The 18,087-nt window shown below is 68.5% G+C and carries 18 protein-coding genes; 11 read left to right on the top strand and 7 right to left on the bottom strand.

Annotated elements, in window-relative coordinates; genetic code table 11:
- Positions 1-10 precede the first annotated feature (10 nt).
- The 4 genes from KNW02_RS00165 to KNW02_RS00150 all read right to left on the bottom strand — a co-directional run bounded on the left by KNW02_RS00165 (position 11) and on the right by KNW02_RS00150 (position 3,680).
- Positions 11-1,141, bottom strand: a complete 1,131-nt coding sequence (locus tag KNW02_RS00165) for a site-specific DNA-methyltransferase (RefSeq protein ID WP_216031228.1) — start codon at positions 1,139-1,141, stop codon at positions 11-13.
- A gap of 102 nt (positions 1,142-1,243) precedes the next feature.
- Positions 1,244-1,861 (bottom strand): ribonuclease HII, encoded by a 618-nt coding sequence (rnhB, locus tag KNW02_RS00160; protein ID WP_216031227.1) that lies wholly within the window; start codon positions 1,859-1,861, stop codon positions 1,244-1,246.
- Positions 1,858-2,337, bottom strand: coding sequence for an ureidoglycolate lyase (locus tag KNW02_RS00155; protein ID WP_216031226.1), 480 nt, complete (start codon positions 2,335-2,337; stop codon positions 1,858-1,860). Before KNW02_RS00155 ends, rnhB begins: the two co-directional genes overlap by 4 nt.
- Before the next feature lie 107 nt (positions 2,338-2,444).
- The gene (locus tag KNW02_RS00150; protein WP_431356723.1) at positions 2,445-3,680 is read right to left on the bottom strand and encodes an MFS transporter; all 1,236 of its coding nucleotides are present in this window, start codon (positions 3,678-3,680) and stop codon (positions 2,445-2,447) included.
- 287 nt (positions 3,681-3,967) lie between these two features.
- Here KNW02_RS00150 and hutC point away from each other — a divergent pair, with 287 nt between their 5' ends.
- Together hutC and KNW02_RS00140 are read left to right on the top strand one after the other, a co-directional pair.
- Positions 3,968-4,654 carry a histidine utilization transcriptional repressor HutC gene (hutC, locus tag KNW02_RS00145; RefSeq protein WP_216031225.1) on the top strand — a complete coding sequence of 229 codons (687 nt, stop codon included), beginning with the start codon at positions 3,968-3,970 and terminating at the stop codon, positions 4,652-4,654.
- Between the two features lie 96 nt (positions 4,655-4,750).
- A complete protein-coding gene (locus KNW02_RS00140) occupies positions 4,751-5,083 on the top strand; it encodes a DUF2794 domain-containing protein (RefSeq protein WP_216031460.1) in 333 nt (110 codons plus the stop codon).
- A 16-nt stretch (positions 5,084-5,099) separates the two neighbouring features.
- Here the strand turns inward: KNW02_RS00140 and KNW02_RS00135 are convergent, their stop codons facing one another.
- Entirely contained in the window at positions 5,100-6,278 is a 1,179-nt protein-coding gene (locus KNW02_RS00135; protein WP_216031224.1) for a hypothetical protein, read from the bottom strand.
- A gap of 182 nt (positions 6,279-6,460) precedes the next feature.
- Positions 6,461-8,944, bottom strand: coding sequence for an ATP-dependent helicase HrpB (hrpB, locus tag KNW02_RS00130; protein ID WP_216031459.1), 2,484 nt, complete (start codon positions 8,942-8,944; stop codon positions 6,461-6,463).
- Between the two features lie 108 nt (positions 8,945-9,052).
- Here hrpB and KNW02_RS20790 point away from each other — a divergent pair, with 108 nt between their 5' ends.
- Together KNW02_RS20790 and KNW02_RS00125 are read left to right on the top strand one after the other, a co-directional pair.
- Positions 9,053-10,420: a YcjX family GTP-binding protein gene (locus KNW02_RS20790; protein WP_252733310.1), complete on the top strand. Its 1,368-nt coding sequence runs from the start codon at positions 9,053-9,055 to the stop codon at positions 10,418-10,420.
- Entirely contained in the window at positions 10,417-11,508 is a 1,092-nt protein-coding gene (locus tag KNW02_RS00125; protein ID WP_348524653.1) for a YcjF family protein, read from the top strand. The genes KNW02_RS20790 and KNW02_RS00125 overlap by 4 nt, the downstream gene beginning before the upstream one ends.
- Here the strand turns inward: KNW02_RS00125 and gltX are convergent, their stop codons facing one another.
- Positions 11,509-12,831 carry a glutamate--tRNA ligase gene (gltX, locus tag KNW02_RS00120; protein WP_216031222.1) on the bottom strand — a complete coding sequence of 441 codons (1,323 nt, stop codon included), beginning with the start codon at positions 12,829-12,831 and terminating at the stop codon, positions 11,509-11,511. It abuts the gene before it with no gap.
- 78 nt (positions 12,832-12,909) lie between these two features.
- On the opposite strand from gltX, the gene KNW02_RS00115 reads away from it, so the two are divergent.
- The 7 genes from KNW02_RS00115 (at position 12,910) to KNW02_RS00085 (ending at position 18,013) form a co-directional block, all read left to right on the top strand.
- Positions 12,910-13,317 (top strand): metallopeptidase family protein, encoded by a 408-nt coding sequence (locus KNW02_RS00115; protein ID WP_216031221.1) that lies wholly within the window; start codon positions 12,910-12,912, stop codon positions 13,315-13,317.
- Positions 13,314-14,267, top strand: coding sequence for a 1-phosphofructokinase family hexose kinase (locus KNW02_RS00110; RefSeq protein ID WP_216031220.1), 954 nt, complete (start codon positions 13,314-13,316; stop codon positions 14,265-14,267). Before KNW02_RS00115 ends, KNW02_RS00110 begins: the two co-directional genes overlap by 4 nt.
- A 220-nt stretch (positions 14,268-14,487) precedes the next feature.
- Positions 14,488-15,123 carry a TetR/AcrR family transcriptional regulator gene (locus tag KNW02_RS00105; RefSeq protein WP_216031219.1) on the top strand — a complete coding sequence of 212 codons (636 nt, stop codon included), beginning with the start codon at positions 14,488-14,490 and terminating at the stop codon, positions 15,121-15,123.
- Positions 15,120-15,584, top strand: coding sequence for an SRPBCC family protein (locus KNW02_RS00100; protein ID WP_216031218.1), 465 nt, complete (start codon positions 15,120-15,122; stop codon positions 15,582-15,584). The genes KNW02_RS00105 and KNW02_RS00100 overlap by 4 nt, the downstream gene beginning before the upstream one ends.
- Positions 15,585-15,595: 11 nt before the next feature.
- Positions 15,596-16,018: a VOC family protein gene (locus KNW02_RS00095; protein WP_216031217.1), complete on the top strand. Its 423-nt coding sequence runs from the start codon at positions 15,596-15,598 to the stop codon at positions 16,016-16,018.
- Positions 16,015-16,485 carry a VOC family protein gene (locus KNW02_RS00090; protein ID WP_216031216.1) on the top strand — a complete coding sequence of 157 codons (471 nt, stop codon included), beginning with the start codon at positions 16,015-16,017 and terminating at the stop codon, positions 16,483-16,485. Before KNW02_RS00095 ends, KNW02_RS00090 begins: the two co-directional genes overlap by 4 nt.
- A gap of 163 nt (positions 16,486-16,648) precedes the next feature.
- A complete protein-coding gene (locus tag KNW02_RS00085) occupies positions 16,649-18,013 on the top strand; it encodes an aminotransferase (RefSeq protein ID WP_216031215.1) in 1,365 nt (454 codons plus the stop codon).
- Positions 18,014-18,087: the final 74 nt, after the last annotated feature.

Raw genomic sequence — 18,087 nt, 5'->3', positions numbered from 1 at the left:
CGGTGTCGGATCAGTTGGGACGGGAAACCTCGCCCTCCATCTCGGCGCGGATCTGCTGGCGCAGGATGTCGATGGGGATCATCTTGCCCTCGCGCCGGAAATGCCAATAGGTCCAGCCATTGCACGAGGGCGCGCCCTCCAGCGCCGCGCCGACCTGGTGGATCGAGCCCTTGACGTCATTGCCGATCAGGCTGCCATCGGCTCGGACCTTGGCCTTGTGGCGGCTGCCGATCGAATACAGTTCCTCGCCCGGGCGCAGCATGCCGCGTTCGATCACCTGACCGAAGGGCACGCGCGGCTCGGCCCGCTTGGCCTTGGTGGTGGCGATGGCCTCGGCGTCAAAGCGGCGGATGCGCGACAGGCGTTTCTCGGCCACCTCGCGATAGGCGGCCTCGCGCTCGATGCCGATGAAGTCGCGGCCCAGCATCTTGGCGACCGCGCCGGTCGTGCCGGTGCCGAAGAACGGATCCAGCACCACATCGCCCGGATTGGTGGTGCCGACGATGACGCGATGCAGCAGCGCCTCGGGCTTCTGGGTCGGATGCGCCTTCTCGCCCTGCGCGTCTTTCAGCCGCTCGCCGCCATTGCAGATCGGGATCACCCAGTCCGAGCGCATCTGCACGCCCTCGTTCAGCGATTTCAGCGCCTCGTAGTTGAAAGTATATTTCGAGCTTTCGGATTTCGACGCCCAGATCATCGTCTCATGCGCATTGGTCAGCCGCTTGCCTCGGAAATTCGGCATCGGGTTCGACTTGCGCCAGATCACGTCGTTCATGATCCAGAAGCCTTGGTTCTGCAGCTCGGCGCCGACGCGGAAGATGTTGTGATAGCTGCCGATCACCCAGATCGCCCCGTCGGGTTTCAGCAACCGGCGCGCGGCGGCCAGCCAGTCGCGCGTGAACCGGTCATAGGCGGCGAAGCCCGAGAACTGGTCCCAGTGATCGTCCACCGCATCGACCTTGGAATTGTCGGGGCGGTGCAGATCGCCCTTTAGTTGCAGGTTATAGGGCGGATCGGCAAAGATCAGATCGACGCTGCCTTCGGGCAGCGCAAGCATGGTCTCGATACAGTCGCCGGCCAGAATCTGGTTCAGCGGAAGGGGCCGCGCGGTGGCCGCGCGCTGGTCTTTGATCTTCGTCATCTCTGCCTCTGGAACTGCCGGCTTCGGGCCGATCTGCTGTGCCCAAGGATGAGTCAGAGGCGATTCGCCGTCAATTTCTTTTTTGAATCAACGGCTTGTAGATCAGTCTTTACACAAGATATTGTGGATGGGCCGGAACGAACGCCTATGATGAGGGGTCACACCCAGATCTAGCAGCGCCTGTTTATGGACCGCAGTCGGATAGCCGGCATTCGCCTCCCAGCCATAGCCGGGATGCTGTTGCGCCAAATCCACCATGATGCGATCGCGCAACACCTTGGCGACGATCGAGGCGGCGGCGATGCTGAGACAGCGGGCGTCGCCCTTGACCACCGCCTCGGCGGACAGGTTCAGGTCGCGCGGAAGGCGATTGCCGTCAACCAGCACATGGCCGGGCGGCTGGCGCAGCCCGGCGATGGCGCGGCACATGGCCAGATGGGCGGCGTGATGGATGTTCAGGGCGTCGATCTCGGCCACGCCGACATGGGCCACCGCCCAGTCGCAATGCGCCATGATCCACCCGGCCAGCGCCTCGCGGCGCGGCGCGCTCAGCTTCTTGGAATCGTTCAGGCCCTCGGGGATGTCGCCGGGCACCAGAACCACCGCCGCCGCCGTCACCGGCCCGGCCAGCGGCCCGCGCCCGACCTCATCGACCCCGGCGACGCGCCGGGCGCCACGCGCCAGCGCGGCGCTCTCGAAACTGAAATCCGGTCCGCTCACGCGGTGATGGTTACAGCGGAAATGCGAACCTCTTCAAGGTTCGCGCCCTCGCCCGCGCGGTCGACGACCAGGAAATCGGCCGGCCGGTCCAGCGGCGTCAGCACCCCGTGCCAGACCCCGGCGCGCAGGTTCACGCCGGTGCCCGCCGGCACCAGAAAGGCGCGCGGCTCACCGGGCTTGCCGCCCTCGTCGGGGGCCACCACCGACAGCCATTGATCCGGGCCCATCGGCATGAAGGCCTGCGAGCCCAGCGGATGACGCTCCAGCAATGTGCAGGCATAGGGCAGGCTGACCGGTTCCGAGCGGAAGATCGAGATGATCGCCTCGCCGCCATGCCGCTCGACCGTGGCCAGGGCATGGTGCCGCTCGCAGCGGCCCTCGTTGATCATCTTGTCAGCGGCGGCCTTGGGGGCCAGCACCTCGCCATAGGGGGCGAAAGCCTCGGCGGTGATCGGTTCGACGCGGATCGTGGTCATGGGGGCTCCTCCTGCCTGCCATCCAGCCATCTAGCGCGGGACGGCGCCCGCGTCGACAGGTCAATGCGGCGGCCGCGGTTAAGACAGTTTCAACGCCGGCGCCACGATCACATCCCCCGCAACCTGTTCGGCCGCGGCAGGAAGATCGTCAGGATCCCCAGCACCGGCAGGAACGAGCAGAGCAGGAACACCGTCTCGATCCCCTTGGCATCGGCCAGCACGCCCAGGGCGGCGGCGGAGATTCCACCCATGCCGAAGGCGAAGCCGAAGAACAGCCCGGCGATCATGCCGGTCCGGCCCGGCACCAGTTCCTGCGCAAAGACGACGATGGCCGGGAAGGCCGAGGCGAGGATCAGCCCGATCACCACCGCCAGCGCCCCGGTCGCCACCAGCCCAACATGCGGCAGAAGCAGCGTGAAGGGCAGCACGCCGAGGATCGAGAACCAGATCACCCGCAACGGCCCGATCCGGTCGCCGACGATCCCGCCCAGCATCACCCCCCCGGCCATGCCGGCGAGGAACAGGAACAGCATGATCTGCGCCCCCTGCGGCCCCAGACCGAACTTCTCGATGGTGAAGAAGGTGAAATAGCTGTTCATCGCGGCGTTGTAGATGTTCTTGGTAAAGGTCAGCAGCGCCAGCACCACGATGGCGCGGATCACCACCCCGCGCGGCAGCGAAGGGCCGGTCTCGCGCCGGGCGGCATGGGCGCGGCGGCGGCCCTCGGCCCAAGTGCCCACCTGCCACAGCGTCGCCACGCCAAGCGCCGCGGCTACCGCGAACCAGGCCACCGCCGGCCGGCCCAGCGGCACGACGATGAAGGCCGCCAGCAGCGGCCCCAGCGACTGCCCGAAATTGCCGCCCATCTGGAACAGCGACTGCGCCGTGCCGAAACGCCCGCCCGAGGCCAGCCGGGCCACGCGCGAACTTTCGGGATGGAACACCGCCGAGCCGATGCCGATCATCATCGCCCCGGCCAGCAGCAGCCCGTATTGCGGCGCGAAGGCCAGCAGCAGCACCCCGCAGAAGGTCGAGGCCATGCCCAGCGACAGCGAGCGCGGCTGCGGATGGCGGTCGGTCGCGGCACCGATCAGCGGCTGCAACAGCGAGGCCGTCACCTGGAAGGCGAAGGTCATGATCCCGATCTGGGCATAACTCAGCGCGAATTCGGCCCTGAGCAGCGGATAGATCGCCGCCAGCATCGACTGCATCACGTCATTGACCATGTGGCACATGCTGATGGCGATCAGCACCGGCCAGGCGGTCGTCGCGGCCCGCATCGTTCCGGCCGTGCCCATATCCGCCGCGATATCCGAAGTGACGCCCTGCCGATCCACCGCCATCGACCTTCCGCCCTGAAATCGTTTCCTTGCTCATCGTGCAATTAGCACTGTGCAGACAAATTGAGAATGCTCAATCGACACAACCAGAACGATACAAGAATTGTCTTTAAGAACAGGTCTCTGCCGAAATACCCCATTTTGCCTATTTCGACAGGTTCCCAGATCCGGGGCGCCGCCCGATACTTGGAGAAGGTAAAAGATTCCGAGTTTGAGTAACCATGACGAAACTGCCAAGCAAGGTCGCCCGCTCGTTGCGGCCTGCCACTCCCGAGCGGACGAGCCGGCGCATGAACACCTGGCAATCGGTCCGCGCCGAGGTGATGGAGCGTATCCGGTCACGCGAATGGCCCCCCGGTGAACTGATCCCGACCGAACAGCAGCTTGCGGTTCAGCTGGGCTGCGCGCGCGCGACCGTGAACCGGGCGCTGCGCGAACTGGCCGACAGCGGCATCATCGAACGCCGGCGGAAGGTCGGCACCCGCGTGACCACGACGCCGTCACGCCGGACCACGCTGGAAATGCCGGTGATCCGCGACGAGATCGAGGCCCTCGGCGCCGGCTATGGCTATCGCCTGACCGGCTATGAACAGTCCCTGCCGACCGACGCGGCGATGCACGCCCTTCAGGTCGGCCCGAACGACGAACTGATCCTGATCAAGGCGCAATATCTGGCCAATGGCCTGCCGCATTGCTGCGAGGCGATCTGGCTCAACCCCAGGTCCCTGCCGCCGCTGTCGCGCGAGGCCGTCGAAGCCCAGCCCGCGCATGAGTGGCTGGCGCGCAACGTGCCGCTGACCCATGGCCGGTTCTCGATCCTGGCCGAAGGCGCGACCGGCGACTGCGCCCGCAACCTGCAGGTTCCGAACGGCACCCCGGTGCTGACGATCGAGCGCACCAACTGGAGCGATGCCACCCCGGTGTCCTTCGCGCGGCAGTTCTATCCGCCGCGGCACCGGTTGATTTCCGAGGACTGAGGGCGATGCGCCCCGCGACGGATGGCCGGCCGCGGGACCGCCGCGGGCGGTTTTCAGATTGATTTGGCATCGGCGCGATGTCACCATCCCGTCATGATGAACGCCGCCCCGCCCTTTCACGCCGATCCCGACCGCGTGGTCTTCGACCGGAAGGAACTGGCGGCGATCCTTTCGGTCTATGGCCGTTTCGTGGCCGCGGGCGAATGGCGGGACTATGCCATGTCGTTCCTGCGCGATGCCGCCATCTTCAGCGTTTTCCGCCGCGCCACCGAACACCCGCTCTACCGGATCGAGAAACGCCCGAGGCTGCGCACGGTTCAGGGCGCCTATGCGGTGATCGGCATGGACGGCCGCATCCTCAAGCGCGGCCACGATCTGCCGCAGGTGCTGAAGGTCCTGGACAAGAAGCTGATCCGCAGCATCGACTGACGGATCCGGGCGCCTGTCAATCGGTGTGATCCGGCACCGGCAAAGGCATCAGCGGCGCCCCCTCGACGGTCAGCGCGTTCCAGTGTTCGGCCGCCGCGGCGAAGGCCGCGCTCGGGTCCCCCATCGACACCAGGCTCAGCGGCAGCAGCTTCGCCTCGCGGCCGCCCACCGCGCGCGTCCAGCCCCAACTGACCGAGCCCAGATACTTGTCGTTCATCGCCCCGCCGGTCGCCAGGGCGGTCACCTCGAACTCCATGCCCAGAAGGTTCGAGGCGATCGGCGCCGCCGGCTGATCCCGCAGCACCGCCGCCGGCGGCACCCATTTCAGCAGGGGGGCGCCATGGGCATCCTGCAGCTTGACCTTCTCGAAGCCCTTCGCGGTCTGCTTCGTCACCACCGTCTCGCCGCCCGCGCGAACCGCCGCATAGCCCGTATGCCCGGTGGTGGGCGGGCTTGACGGCGCATAGGCGGGCGTCGCGGCCGACAGTCTTTGCTGCGCATAGCGCGGATCGCGGCTGGTCAGCGGAACCGCCGGCTGGTCGCTGCGGCGCTTGTGATAGAGATCATCGACCAGCTTGTCATAGGCTTCCGGATGGCCCTTCCGCGCCTCTCCGATGCGAAAGAGGCCAAGCGATGCGGGCGCGTGGGTTTCGGCATCGATTCCCCAGCCCGCATGGTCACCCTTCGGCACCTGCCGTTCGCCGAAACCCAGATTGCCCTGCCGCTCGCCCGGATCGACGGGTGCCGCACCCCGCCTCTCGCGGACGATCTGGACAAGATGCACCTCCTGCGCGTCCAGGTCCGGCGACGGGGTGAAGGACAGCTTGCCCATCGAGGCCCCGACCGAGGTGGCGGCTGCGGCCGCTCCGCCCAGACCGACCGTCGTGCTGCCGTCCTTGTAGGGCTCGTACTGATCGTCCTTGAAGACCCCGCCCGAAACCTTGACGGGCGCGCGCTGCACCACGCCCTTGCCCGGAAGGGCACGGGCCGACTGGTCGGCCAGCCGCTGCAGAAGCTGCACCCTGGCGACCGCGGGACTGCGCGCCGCGAGCCCCTTCAGCCGGTCCAGCGCGGCAGATGGCACCCCCGTGCCGCTCGCGTCCGGGTCATGCCAAACCCCGCCACGGCGGCTGCGCGCCACCGCGCCAGTCGGCCGGGCGGACCCCGGCATGCGGGACAGAAACGATGTGGTCATGGCCCAAGATTACGCCTCGCCCCCGGCAACGGTCAACTGACTTCCAGGCCCAGGCCGGTGCCCCCGCCACGCGCAGCGGTGTACAGCCTGTGTCTCCCCGGTGCAGGTCCGGAACAGCCGGATTTTCCGCCGCCCGAAGCCGCAGAGCCGGGGGAAAACACGACGCGCGAGAAACGCCCGCCTCAACTGCCCCGCGGCTTCGCCCGCATCGTCGGATCGGCTTCGCCCGGATCCTCCGGCCATGGATGGCGGGGATAGCGGCCGCGCATCTCCTTCCTGACCTCGGCATAGGAAGTGCGCCAGAAACCGGGCAGATCGGTGGTCACCTGCACCGGCTTCCCGCCCGGCGACAGCAGGCTGATCCGCAGGGGCCGCCCGCCCACGACGGGATGGCTGGTGACCCCGAACAGCTCCTGCAGGCGCAGCTCGATCGACGGCGTCTCGTGATCGTAGTCGATCGGCACCCTGCGCCCCAGCGGCGTGGTGAAATGCGCCGGCACCTCGGCGGCCAGCCGCTGCTGCCCGTCCCAGCCGATCCGCGCCTTCAGCGGCTCGACCAGATCCAGCCCGCGCAGATCGGCAAGCGCCCGCACCCGCCCCAGCCAGGGCAGCAACCAGTCGCCATCGGCCAGAAGGCGCGCGTCATCCACCGGGCCCAACCCCTCGACCAGCGCGATCCGGGCCCGCAGGCGCGCGGCAGCCGGCGTCCAGGGCAGGCCGTCCTGCCGCAACCCCTCCAGCGCCGCCCGGGCGACGGCCTCTTCCGGCACCTCCGCCCAGGCCCTGTCCGACAGGATCACGGCCCCGAACCGCTCCTGCCGCCGGGCCAGCACCCGCCCCTCGCGCCGTGACCATTCGCAGATGGCCAGCCTCCGGATCCGCCCGCCATGAAGCGCCCGCAGATCCGCCTCATCCAGTGCCGCCGCCATCCGCACCCGCGCCTCGCGGCTGTCGCCATCCAGATCCACCGCCACGATCAGCCGCTGCCCGGCCAGCGGATCGCTGGCCTCCAGCACCGCCCCCTTGCCGCCCGAGAGGACAAAGCGCGCCTCATCGCCCGGGCGCCGCAACCCGATCCTGTCGGGATAGGCCAGCGACACCATCGCCCCCACCGACAGGTCGATATCCCGTTCTTCTTCAGGAAAATATCCTCGGGGGGGCACGGGGGGGCAGACAGCCCCCCCGCCGTCGCGGGACGCAACCAGGCGGCGCAACCTGCGGCTTTCATCGCGCAGCCTCTGGATCGCCGCGCGGTCGATCTCGACCCCGTGCAGGGCGGCAAACCCCTTCGGATCGCGCAGCGCCGCCACCCGCAACGCCAGATCGGCGGGTGCGCCGCGCATGGGGTCGCGCTCGGACAGCAGCGCGGCGATCGGGGCGGCGGCGGGGCCGGCGGACAGCAGCATATGCCCCAGCCGGGGATGCATGGGTAGCCGGGCCAGTGCCCTGCCGTGGTCGGTGGTCCGTCCCGCATCATCCAGCGCACCCAGATCCGACAGCAGCGCCCGGGCCTCGCTCAGCCCGGCCTCGGGCGGCGGCGTCAGGAAGGCCAGATCCGCGGGCGACGCCCCCCAGGCCGCCAGCTCCAGCGCCAGGCCGGCCAGATCGGCCACCATGATCTCGGGCGGCGCGAATCCGGGCAGGGCCCCCTCCTCGGCCCGCGCCCACATCCGATAGCATATCCCCGGCGCCACCCGCCCGGCGCGGCCACGCCGCTGATCGGCCTCGGCGCGGCTGACCCGCTCGGTCACCAGTCGCGACATGCCGCTGCCGGGGTCGAACCGCGCCCGCCGCGCGCGCCCGGCATCGACCACCACCCGCACCCCGGGGATGGTCAGCGAGGTCTCGGCGATCGAGGTGGCCAGCACGATCCGCCGCCGCGCCCCCGGCGGCGCCAGCGCCGCCCGCTGCGCCTTCGCGTCCAGCGCGCCGTAAAGCGGCAGCACCTCGCAATCGCTGGCCGCAAGCCGCGCCATCGCCCGCCGGATCTCGCCCTCGCCGGGCAGAAACGCCAGCAGCGTGCCGCCGGTGTCACGGGTGTCCGCCTCGGCCTCCAGGATCAGCCGCACGGCCTCATCGACCAGCCGCGCGCCTGCCGGCAGGGGCCGGTCCAGCCAGCGGGTCTCGACCGGATAGGCCCGCCCCTCGGAGCGCACCACCGGCGCGCCGTCCAGCAGCACCGCCACCGGCTCGGCCTCCAGCGTCGCCGACATCACCAGCACCGCCAGATCCTCGCGCAGCGCGCCACGCGCCTCCCAGACCAGCGCCAGCCCCAGATCGGCATTCAGGCTGCGCTCGTGAAATTCATCGAAGATCACGCAACCGATGCCCTCCAGCGAGGGGTCGGACTGGATCATCCGCGTCAGGATGCCTTCGGTCACGACCTCGATCCGGCTGCCCGGCACCGCCTCGCCGCGGATGCGATAGCCGACGCGGGCGCCGACCTTCTCGCCCAGCCCCTCGGCCAGCCGCTCGGCTGCGGCCCGCGCCGCCAGCCGGCGGGGCTCCAGCATCACGATCCGGCCGGCGACCCGATCCATCAGCGCCAGCGGCACCCGCGTCGTCTTGCCCGCCCCCGGCGGTGCCACCAGAACCGCGCGGCCATGCGCGGCCAGCGCCTCGCGCAGCGCCGGCAGGGCATCGTCAATGGGCAGGCGATCCGACATCGCCGCGGTTATGGCAGAGCCGGCGGACCCGCGAAAGCCTTTGCCCATCTATGAAATCCCCTGCGCGCGCCCTATCTTCAGGGCCACAAGAACAGGACGGCAGGCAGAATGGGTATTGGCAGCGATCTGATGGCGGGTTTGGGCCTTGGCGATCCGGTGATCCGGCTGGGGGTCACCGGTCTCAGCCGGGCGGGCAAGACCGTCTTCATCACCTCGCTGGTCGCCAACCTGATGGATCGCGGCCGCATGCACGCGCTGCGCGCCGCCGCCGATGGCAGTCTCAAGGCCGCCTGGCTGCAGCCGCAGCCCGACGATACCGTGCCTCGCTTCGATTTCGAGCGTCATCTGGCCGCGCTGACCGGCCCCGAGCCGCGCTGGCCCGACGGCACCCGCCATGTCAGCCAGTTGCGCCTGTCGCTGCGGCTTGAGCCGAAGGGGCTGTTTTCCGGCCTTTCCGGGCCGCGCACGCTGCATCTGGATATCGTCGACTATCCCGGCGAATGGCTGCTGGACCTGCGGCTGATGGAAAAGGATTTCGGCGAATGGTCGACCGAAGTGCTGGACCGGATGCAGGGCCGCCCCGGCGCTGCCGACTATCTGGCCGCGCTGCAGGGGCTTGACGGCAGCCGTCTTAACGAACCTCTGGCCCAGTCGCTGGCCGAGACCTATACCGCGCATCTGCTGGCGGCGCGCGAGGCGGGGTTTTCGGACTGCACCCCGGGCCGGTTCCTGATCCCGGGCGAGATGGCCGGATCGCCGGCTCTGACCTTCGCACCCCTGCCCGAGGCCCTGCGCGACAGCCGGCTGTGGCGCGAGTTCCGCCGCCGCTTCGACGCCTACAAGTCGCGCGTCGTGAAGCCCTTCTTCCGCAACCATTTCGCCCGCATCGATCGGCAGGTGGTGCTGGTCGATGTGCTGGGCGCGATCCATCAGGGCCCGCGGGCGGTCGAGGACATGCGCCGCGCCATGGCCGATATCCTGACCGCCTTCCGCCCCGGCCGCGCCGGCTGGCTGGGGCAGCTTCTGGGCACCAGGCGGGTCGAGCGCATCCTGTTTGCCGCCACCAAGGCCGACCACCTGCACCATGTCCAGCACAACCGCCTGACCGCGATCCTCTCGGCCATGCTGCGCGAGGCCCGCGACCGGGCCGATTTCTCGGGCGCGCGGACCGAGGCCATGGCCATCGCCGCCCTGCGTGCCACGACCGAGGATGTGATCCGCCAGAAGGACGACGAGCTGCCCGCCGTGCGCGGACGGCTGCTGGACGGGCGGCAGGCGGCCTTCTATCCGGGCGAACTGCCCGCCGATCCCGCAGAATTGCTGCACCCGGCCCGCGAGGGCGCCGGGCAATGGCTGGACGGCGATTACGCGATCATGAATTTCGCCCCCGCCCCGATGACCGCCCGCCCCGGCGACGGCCCGCCCCATATCCGGCTGGACCGCGCCGCAGAATTCCTGATCGGAGACCGGCTGTGAGTGACGAGACCGAACGCAGGCGTGGCCCCGTGCTGGTCGAACTGGAACCCGAGGCCCGGGCCGAGACCGCCGGCCCCCGGCAGGAATCCCGCGAGGATGCGGCCCCCAGCCCCGCCGATGCCCCGCCCATCGGCGAGGCCGGGCTGCAACTGCCCCGCCCCCGCACCATGGAGATGGTGACGCGGCTGGTCGGGCGGCCGCCGTCGCGGCTGACCCGGTTCTTCATCAATTCCGGGGTGGCGCTGTTCACCTTTCTGCTGTCGATCGCGGCGCTGGATTTCATCAACCGGCTGATGGACAGCTATCCGGTCCTCGGCTGGCTCGGGGTGACGCTGTTCGCGCTGTTCACGCTGGCCGCCCTTGGCATGGCCTGGCGCGAATACCGGGCCTGGGCGCGCTTTGCCCGCATCGACGCGATCCAGCGGCAGGCGGGCACGGCGCTGACCGAGGACAGCATGGACAAGGCCCGCCAGGTCACCGACCAGCTTCTGGCCCTTTACCGCCGGCGCCCGGAACTGGAATGGAACCACAGGCGGCTGTCGGATGCGCGCGGCGAGGCCTTCGACGCCCGCACCCTGCTGACCATGGCCGAAACCGAATTGCTGGCCGGCCTGGATCAGGAGGCACGGCGCGAGATCGAGGCCGCCGCCCGCACCGTCGCCGCTGCCACGGCGCTGATCCCGCTGGCGCTGGCCGATGTGGCGGCGGCGCTGGCGGCTAACCTGCGGATGATCCGGCGCATGGCCGAAATCTATGGCGGCCGCGCCGGCGCCGTCGGCGGCTGGCGGCTGGCGCGCACGGTGATGACGCATCTGGTGGCGACTGGCGCGGTGGCGGCGGGCGACGACCTCATTCACACCGTCGCCGGCGGCGGCGTGCTGGCGAAACTGTCGCGCCGCTTTGGCGAGGGCGTGGTCAATGGCGCGCTGACCGCGCGCGTCGGCATCGCCGCGATGGAGGTCTGTCGCCCCCTGCCCTTCCTCGCCCAGCCGCGGCCCAAGGTCGGCAACCTCGTCGCGCGCGGATTGCGCGGGCTGTTCGGCAGCGACGACCAGACGCCCGCGGCGAAGCCCGCCCCGGACGCCTGATCAGCCCCGCGCCTTCACCACCTGCAGAAGCGGCATGACATCGGACATGTCCGGCCCGTGCGCCTGCCCGGTCACGGCCTTGCGCAGCGGCATGAACAGGCCCTTGCCCTTGCGGCCGGTGGCCTCCCTGACCCGCGCGGTCCATTCGCCCCAGGTCGCATCCGTATAGGGCGGCGGCGGCAGCATCTGCATCGCCTGCGCGATGAAATCGGTGTCCTCGGCGTCGATCTGCGGCTCGGCCCCTTGGCTGAAGATCGTCCACCAGCCGGCCAGATCCTCTAGCACGGTGATGTTCTGGCTGGCCACCCGCCAGAAGCGTTCGGCCAGCCCCGCGGGCACGCCAAGCGCCGCGATCCGGTCGCTGACCTCGGCAAAGGGCAGCGACTGGTTCCGCTCGCGCGTCAGCGGCCACAGATCCTCGGCATCGAACTTGGTCGGCGAGGCGCCGAATTGCGACAGGTCGAACTGTTCGGCCAGGTCGTCAAGGCTGGACAGCACCACCGGCTGGCCCGAACCCAGCCGCGCCATCAGCGAGATCAGCGCCTCGGGCGCCACGCCAGCCTCGCGCAGATCCTTCAGCGACAGCGCGCCGATGCGCTTGGACAGTTCCTCGCCCTTCGCGCCCGTCAAAAGGCTGTGATGGGCAAAGGCCGGGGGGGTGCCGCCAATCGCCTTGATGATCTGGATCTGGGTCGCGGTATTGGTCACATGGTCCGAGCCGCGCACGATATGCGTGACCGCCATGTCGGTGTCATCGACGCTGCTGGCGAAGGTGTAAAGCACCTGCCCGTCGGCGCGGATCAGTACCGGATCGCTGACCGAGGCGGCATCGATGGAGATATCGCCCAGGATGCCATCGGGCCATTCGATCCGTTCCTGATCCAGCAGGAAGCGCCAGTACCCCTCGCGCCCCTCGGCCCGCAGCCGGTCCCTGTCGGCCTCCGACAGGCCCAGCCCGGTGCGGTCATAGACCGGCGGACGGCCCATGTTCAGCTGCTTCTTGCGCTTCAGATCCAGTTCGGTCGGGGTCTCGAACACCTCGTACAGCCGGCCCGCGCCGCGCAGCTGATCGGCCGCCTCGGCATAGCGGTCCAGCCGCAGCGACTGGCGTTCCTCGCGGTCCCAGTGCAGGCCCAGCCAGTCGAGGTCGCGCTTGATGCCATCGACATATTCCTGCTTGGACCGTTCCTGGTCGGTATCGTCCAGCCGCAGGATGAAGGTGCCCCCGGCCTTGCGCGCGATCAGATAGTTGAACAGCGCGGTCCGCAGGTTGCCGACATGGATATGGCCGGTGGGCGACGGGGCGAAGCGGGTGATGGTCATGGGCGTCTCCTGTTGCCCGCTGCTCTTTCACAGCCGGCGTTTTTTGTCCATATCAGGGACGAGTCGCAGGAGGTGCGGATGACGGACTGGGAAGGACTGCGCGCGCCCGACGCGGCCGCGATCGAGGCATTGGCCCGCGCAGCACTGGCCAGCCTGCCGGTCGAATTCGCCGGCCATGCGCAGGACGTGGCGATCCGGGTGGCGGAATTCGCGCCCGACGATGTGCTGGACGAGTTGCAGATCGATGACCCGTTCGACCTGACCGGCCTCTATGACGGCATTCCGCTGACGGAAAAATCGGTCAGCGACCAGCCGGGCGGCCCGGATATCGTCTGGCTGTTCCGCCGCCCGTTGCTGGACGAATGGGCCGCGCGCGGGAATGTGACGCTGGCGGAACTGGTCGGCCATGTCGTCACGCATGAACTGGCGCATCATTTCGGCTGGTCGGACGACGATATCGCCAGCATCGACCGGTGGTGGGAATGACCTCTCAGGCGCCGATCCTGACCGTCACCCTGAACCCGGCGCTGGATCTGTCGACGGCCGCCGATGAGGTGCGCCCGGATCTGAAGCTGCGCTGCGACAAGCCGGTGGTCGATCCCGGCGGCGGCGGCATCAATGTCAGCCGGGCGATCAAGATCATGGGCGGGCAATCGACGGCGATGGTCGCGCTTGGCGGCGCCACCGGCGCCCGTATCGCCGAGATGCTGAAATCCGACGGGCTGTCCCTCATGCGCCTGACCGCGCCGGGCGAGACCCGCCAGTCGCTGGCCGTCACCGACCGATCGACCGGCGGGCAATACCGCTTTGTCCTGCCCGGCCCGGAATGGCACATGGCGCAGGTGGCGGACATGATGTCGGCCATCGCCGAGGCCGCGCGGGCCGGTGGCTGGGTGGTCGTCTCCGGCTCGAACCCGCCCGGCGTCGCCCCGGGATTCGAGCAGATGCTGACGGTGCGCCTGAAGGACGGGCGCGCCAAGCTGGTCGTGGACACCTCGGGCGAGGCCTTGCGGGCCATGGCCGGGTCCTCGATCGCGGTCGATGTACTGCGCATGGACAGCCACGAGGCCGAGGGGCTGGCCGGCCGGCCCCTGCCCCTGCGCGGCGACAGCGCCGCTTTCGCCGCCGGGCTGGTCAAGGACGGGGCGGCGAAGGCCGTGATCGTGGCGCGCGGCGCGGATGGCTCGGTCATCGCCGGGCCGGATGGAGCCTGGCATGCCGAGGCGGCGAAGGTTCCGGTGGTGAGCGCGGTCGGCGCGGGCGACAGTTTCGTCGCGGGCTTTGTCCTGGCGATGGCGCAGTCCCGCCCGGTCGAAGACGCGCTTGCGCTTGGCGCCGCCGCGGCATCGGCGGCGGTGATGACCCCGGCGACCGAGCTGTGCCACCGCGACGAGGTGGACCGTCTTTACGCCGAACGGGTGGTCACCCGCCTCTGATCCGCCTTTCGCGGCGCATTCGCGGATGCCTGCCGCCGGGTCGGGTCTGAACTCCCTTGATGGATCGGACACCGGGCCTTGGCGGGCGCGTGGCATCGTGCCCCAGAACCTTCCCCTCACCGGCTCCGTCCATCGTGGCGAGGCAAGCCTTGTGACTGTCGCTCGGTGGGTGCAGCAGATTCTTCTTGATTTACATACCAACCAGTTGGTATGTTTTTATATGGGAAGACGAATCAAATCGAACCCCGAGGGCGGTGATGCGCGCACAAGGCTGCTGGAGGCCGCGCGCGACATGGTCCGCGCTCGGGGTTTTGCGGCCACCAGCGTCGATCAGCTGTGCCGCGCGGCGGGGGTGACGAAGGGGGCATTCTTCCATCACTTCGCCAGCAAGGAGGATCTGGGCGTGGCGGCCGCGCAATACTGGGCCGAGACGACCGGGGCACTGTTTGCCACCGCGCCCTATCACCACCATGACGACCCGCTGGCACGCGTGCTGGCCTATGTCGATTTCCGCCGCCAGATCATCGCCGGCGAGATCGAGGAATTCACCTGCCTCGTCGGCACGATGACGCAGGAAGTCTATCACGCGCATCCGGCGATCCGGCGGGCCTGTGCCGAATCGATCTTCGGCCACGCCGCCACGATCGAACCCGACATCGCCGCGGCCATGCAGGCGCATGGGGTCACGGGCTTCAGCGCCGCCAGCCTCGCCGCCCATACTCAGGCGGTGCTGCAGGGGGCCTTCATTCTTGCCAAGGCCGCGGACGACCCGTCCGTCGCCATCGACAGCGTCGATCACCTGAAACGCTATCTGACGCTGCTGTTTCCAACCCCGTCCAATGGGAGGACGACATGAAGGATGTGACAAACGATCTGGTCCTGGACCGCATTCTGAATGCTGAACGCAACCGGCTGTGGCGCTGCTGGACCGAACCGAAACTGCTGGAGCAGTGGTTCTGCCCCAAGCCGTGGCATGTGACCGACGCGGTGCTGGATCTGCGGCCCGGTGGCGAATTCTCGACCGTGATGCATGGTCCCGAGGGCGAGGAATTCCCGAATACCGGTGTCTGCCTCGAGGTGGTCGCGGGCCGCAAGCTGGTCTTTACCGACGCCTTCACTCCGGGCTGGCGCCCCTCGGGGCGGCCCTTCATGGTGGCCGACGTCAGCTTCGAGGACGCCGGCGAGGGCCGGACGCATTACGTCGCGCGCGCCATGCACTGGACCGAAGAGGCCCGCAAGGAACACGAGGCCATGGGCTTCCACGAGGGCTGGGGCAAGGCCGCCGACCAGCTGGAAGACCTGGCGAAATCGCTGTGAGGGAAAATGACATGCAACCGATGATCTATCTGTTCTTCAAGGGCAACTGCCTTGAGGCGATGACCCACTATGCCGATACGCTGGGCGGTCAGATCGATGGCGTGTTCCGCAATGGCGACGCCGCCCCCGAGGACCGGATGCCAGGCGGCGACGAGATGGTGATGAACATGTCGATGCGGCTGGGCGACACCAGCATCATGGCCTCGGACAATTCCGATGACATGTATGACAAGCCGCAGGGCTTCTATGTCGTCATCGACCCGACCTCGCTGGCCGAGTTCGAGCGTATCTTCGCAGCGCTGTCCAAGGATGCCGAGGCGATCACCATGCCGCCCGCCGAAACCTTCTGGGCAGAGCGCTTCAGCATGTTCCGCGACCGGTTCGGCACACCATGGATGCTGAGCTTCGGCGGATCGAAGGCGCCGGGACAATGAGTGCCGCGCCCAAGGTCAAGACCTGCCTGTGGTTCGACGATCAGGCGCGGGAGGCGGCCGAATTCTATGTCTCGCTGCTGCCTGACAGCCATATCGGCCAGGTCAGCCGCTATCCCGAGGGGCAGGACATGGCTCAGCCGGGCAAGGTGCTGGTGGTCGAGTTCACGCTGGCCGGAACACCCTATCAGGCGCTGAATGGCGGGCCGCATTTCCAGTTGTCCGAGGCGGCCTCGATCAGCGTGCAGACCGAGGATCAGGCCGAAACCGACCGGCTGTGGCGGGCCCTGACCGCCGATGGCGGGGCCGAGTCGCAATGCGGCTGGCTGAAGGATCGTTTCGGCCTGTCCTGGCAGATCGTGCCGCGCCGCGCGACCGAGCTGCTGGGCGGGCCGGATGCGGCGAAGGTCTGGCCGGTGCTGATGACGATGCACAAGATCGACATCGCGGCACTGGAGGCCGCCGCCTAAATCGGCTGCCTGAAGGCAGGGCGCATCTCGCGCGCCCTGTGCGGCAGAACCGGATGCGCCAGGCGCGGGCGGTACGCAGATCGCCCGCGCCCTGCCCTTGCCATTGCGGCGCTTTCGGCACGCGGATAGCCTCGGGACGGGAACCGTTTCGGGAGGAGTGGAGATGGACAGGCCGCAAAGCTGGGAAGCCCGCGCCGAGGAATATTCGCTTTATGGTTTCACCGATCTGCCAAGCGTGCACCGACGCGGCACCGTCGTCTTGACCCATGGCGAGGGGCCCTATGTCGTCGATGTGAATGGCAGACGTTACCTGGACGCGAATTCCGGGCTGTGGAACATGGTCGCGGGGTTCGACCACAAGGGTCTGGCCGAGGCCGCGAAGGCGCAATACGACCGCTTCCCCGGCTATCACGCCTTTTTCGGACGGATGTCGGACCAGACGGTGATGCTGTCGGAAAAGCTGGTCGAGATCTCGCCCTTCGCGCGCGGCAAGGTGTTCTACACCAATTCCGGCTCCGAGGCGAACGACACCATGGTCAAGATGCTGTGGTTCCTTCACGCCAGCGAGGGCGACCCCGCGAGACGCAAGATCCTGACCCGCTGGAACGCCTATCACGGCGTCACCGCGGTCTCGGCCAGCATGACCGGCAAGCCCTATAACGAGGTCTTCGGACTGCCCCTGCCCGGCTTCATCCACCTGACCTGCCCGCATTACTGGCGCCATGGCGAGGCGGGCGAGAGCGAAGAGCAGTTCACCGCCCGGCTGGCGCGGGAGCTGGAGGAAACCATCCGGCGCGAGGGCGCCGACACCATCGCCGGCTTCTTCGCCGAACCGGTCATGGGCGCGGGTGGGGTCATTCCACCGTCGAGGGGCTATTTTCAGGCCGTGCTGCCGATCCTGCGCAGGCACGGCATCCCGATGATCTCGGACGAGGTGATCTGCGGCTTCGGGCGCACCGGCCAGACCTGGGGCTGCGAGACCTATGATTTCATGCCCGACGCGATCATCTCGTCCAAGAACCTGACCGCCGGGCTGTTTCCGATGGGGGCGGTCATCCTCGGGCCGGATCTGGCCGACCGGCTGCAGGCGGCAATCGAGGAGATCGAGGAGTTTCCGCATGGCTTCACCGCCTCGGGTCACCCGGTCGGCTGCGCCATCGCGCTGAAGGCCATCGACGTGGTGATGAACGAGGGGCTGGCCGACAATGTCCGCCGCCTCGCGCCGCGCATGGAGGCCGGGCTGCGCGCGATCATGGAGCGCAGCGACCATATCGGCGAGCTGCGCGGCATCGGCTTCATGTGGGCGCTGGAGGCGGTGAAGGACAAGCCGACGAAGACGCCGTTCGATGGGTCGCTGTCGGTCAGCGAGCGGATCGCCAATACCTGCACCGATCTGGGGCTGATCTGCCGGCCGCTGGGGCAATCAATCGTGCTGTGCCCGCCCTTCATCCTGACCGAGGCACAGATGGAGGAGATGCTGGAAAAGCTGGAACTGGCGCTGAACAGGGTCTTTGCCGAGGTCGCCTGAGCCGAATGGGGCAGAGGGGCGCCGCCCCTCTTGGCCTGCGGCCAATTCACCCCGAGGTATTTGGAAAGAGCGCG

Origin of the sequence: Paracoccus marinaquae (genome assembly GCF_018860165.1) — a bacterium.
GTDB classification, from domain to species: Bacteria; Pseudomonadota; Alphaproteobacteria; order Rhodobacterales; family Rhodobacteraceae; genus Paracoccus; species Paracoccus marinaquae.
Note: the sequence above shows the minus strand (reverse complement) of the source record. Positions and strands in the feature narration are given on the sequence as shown.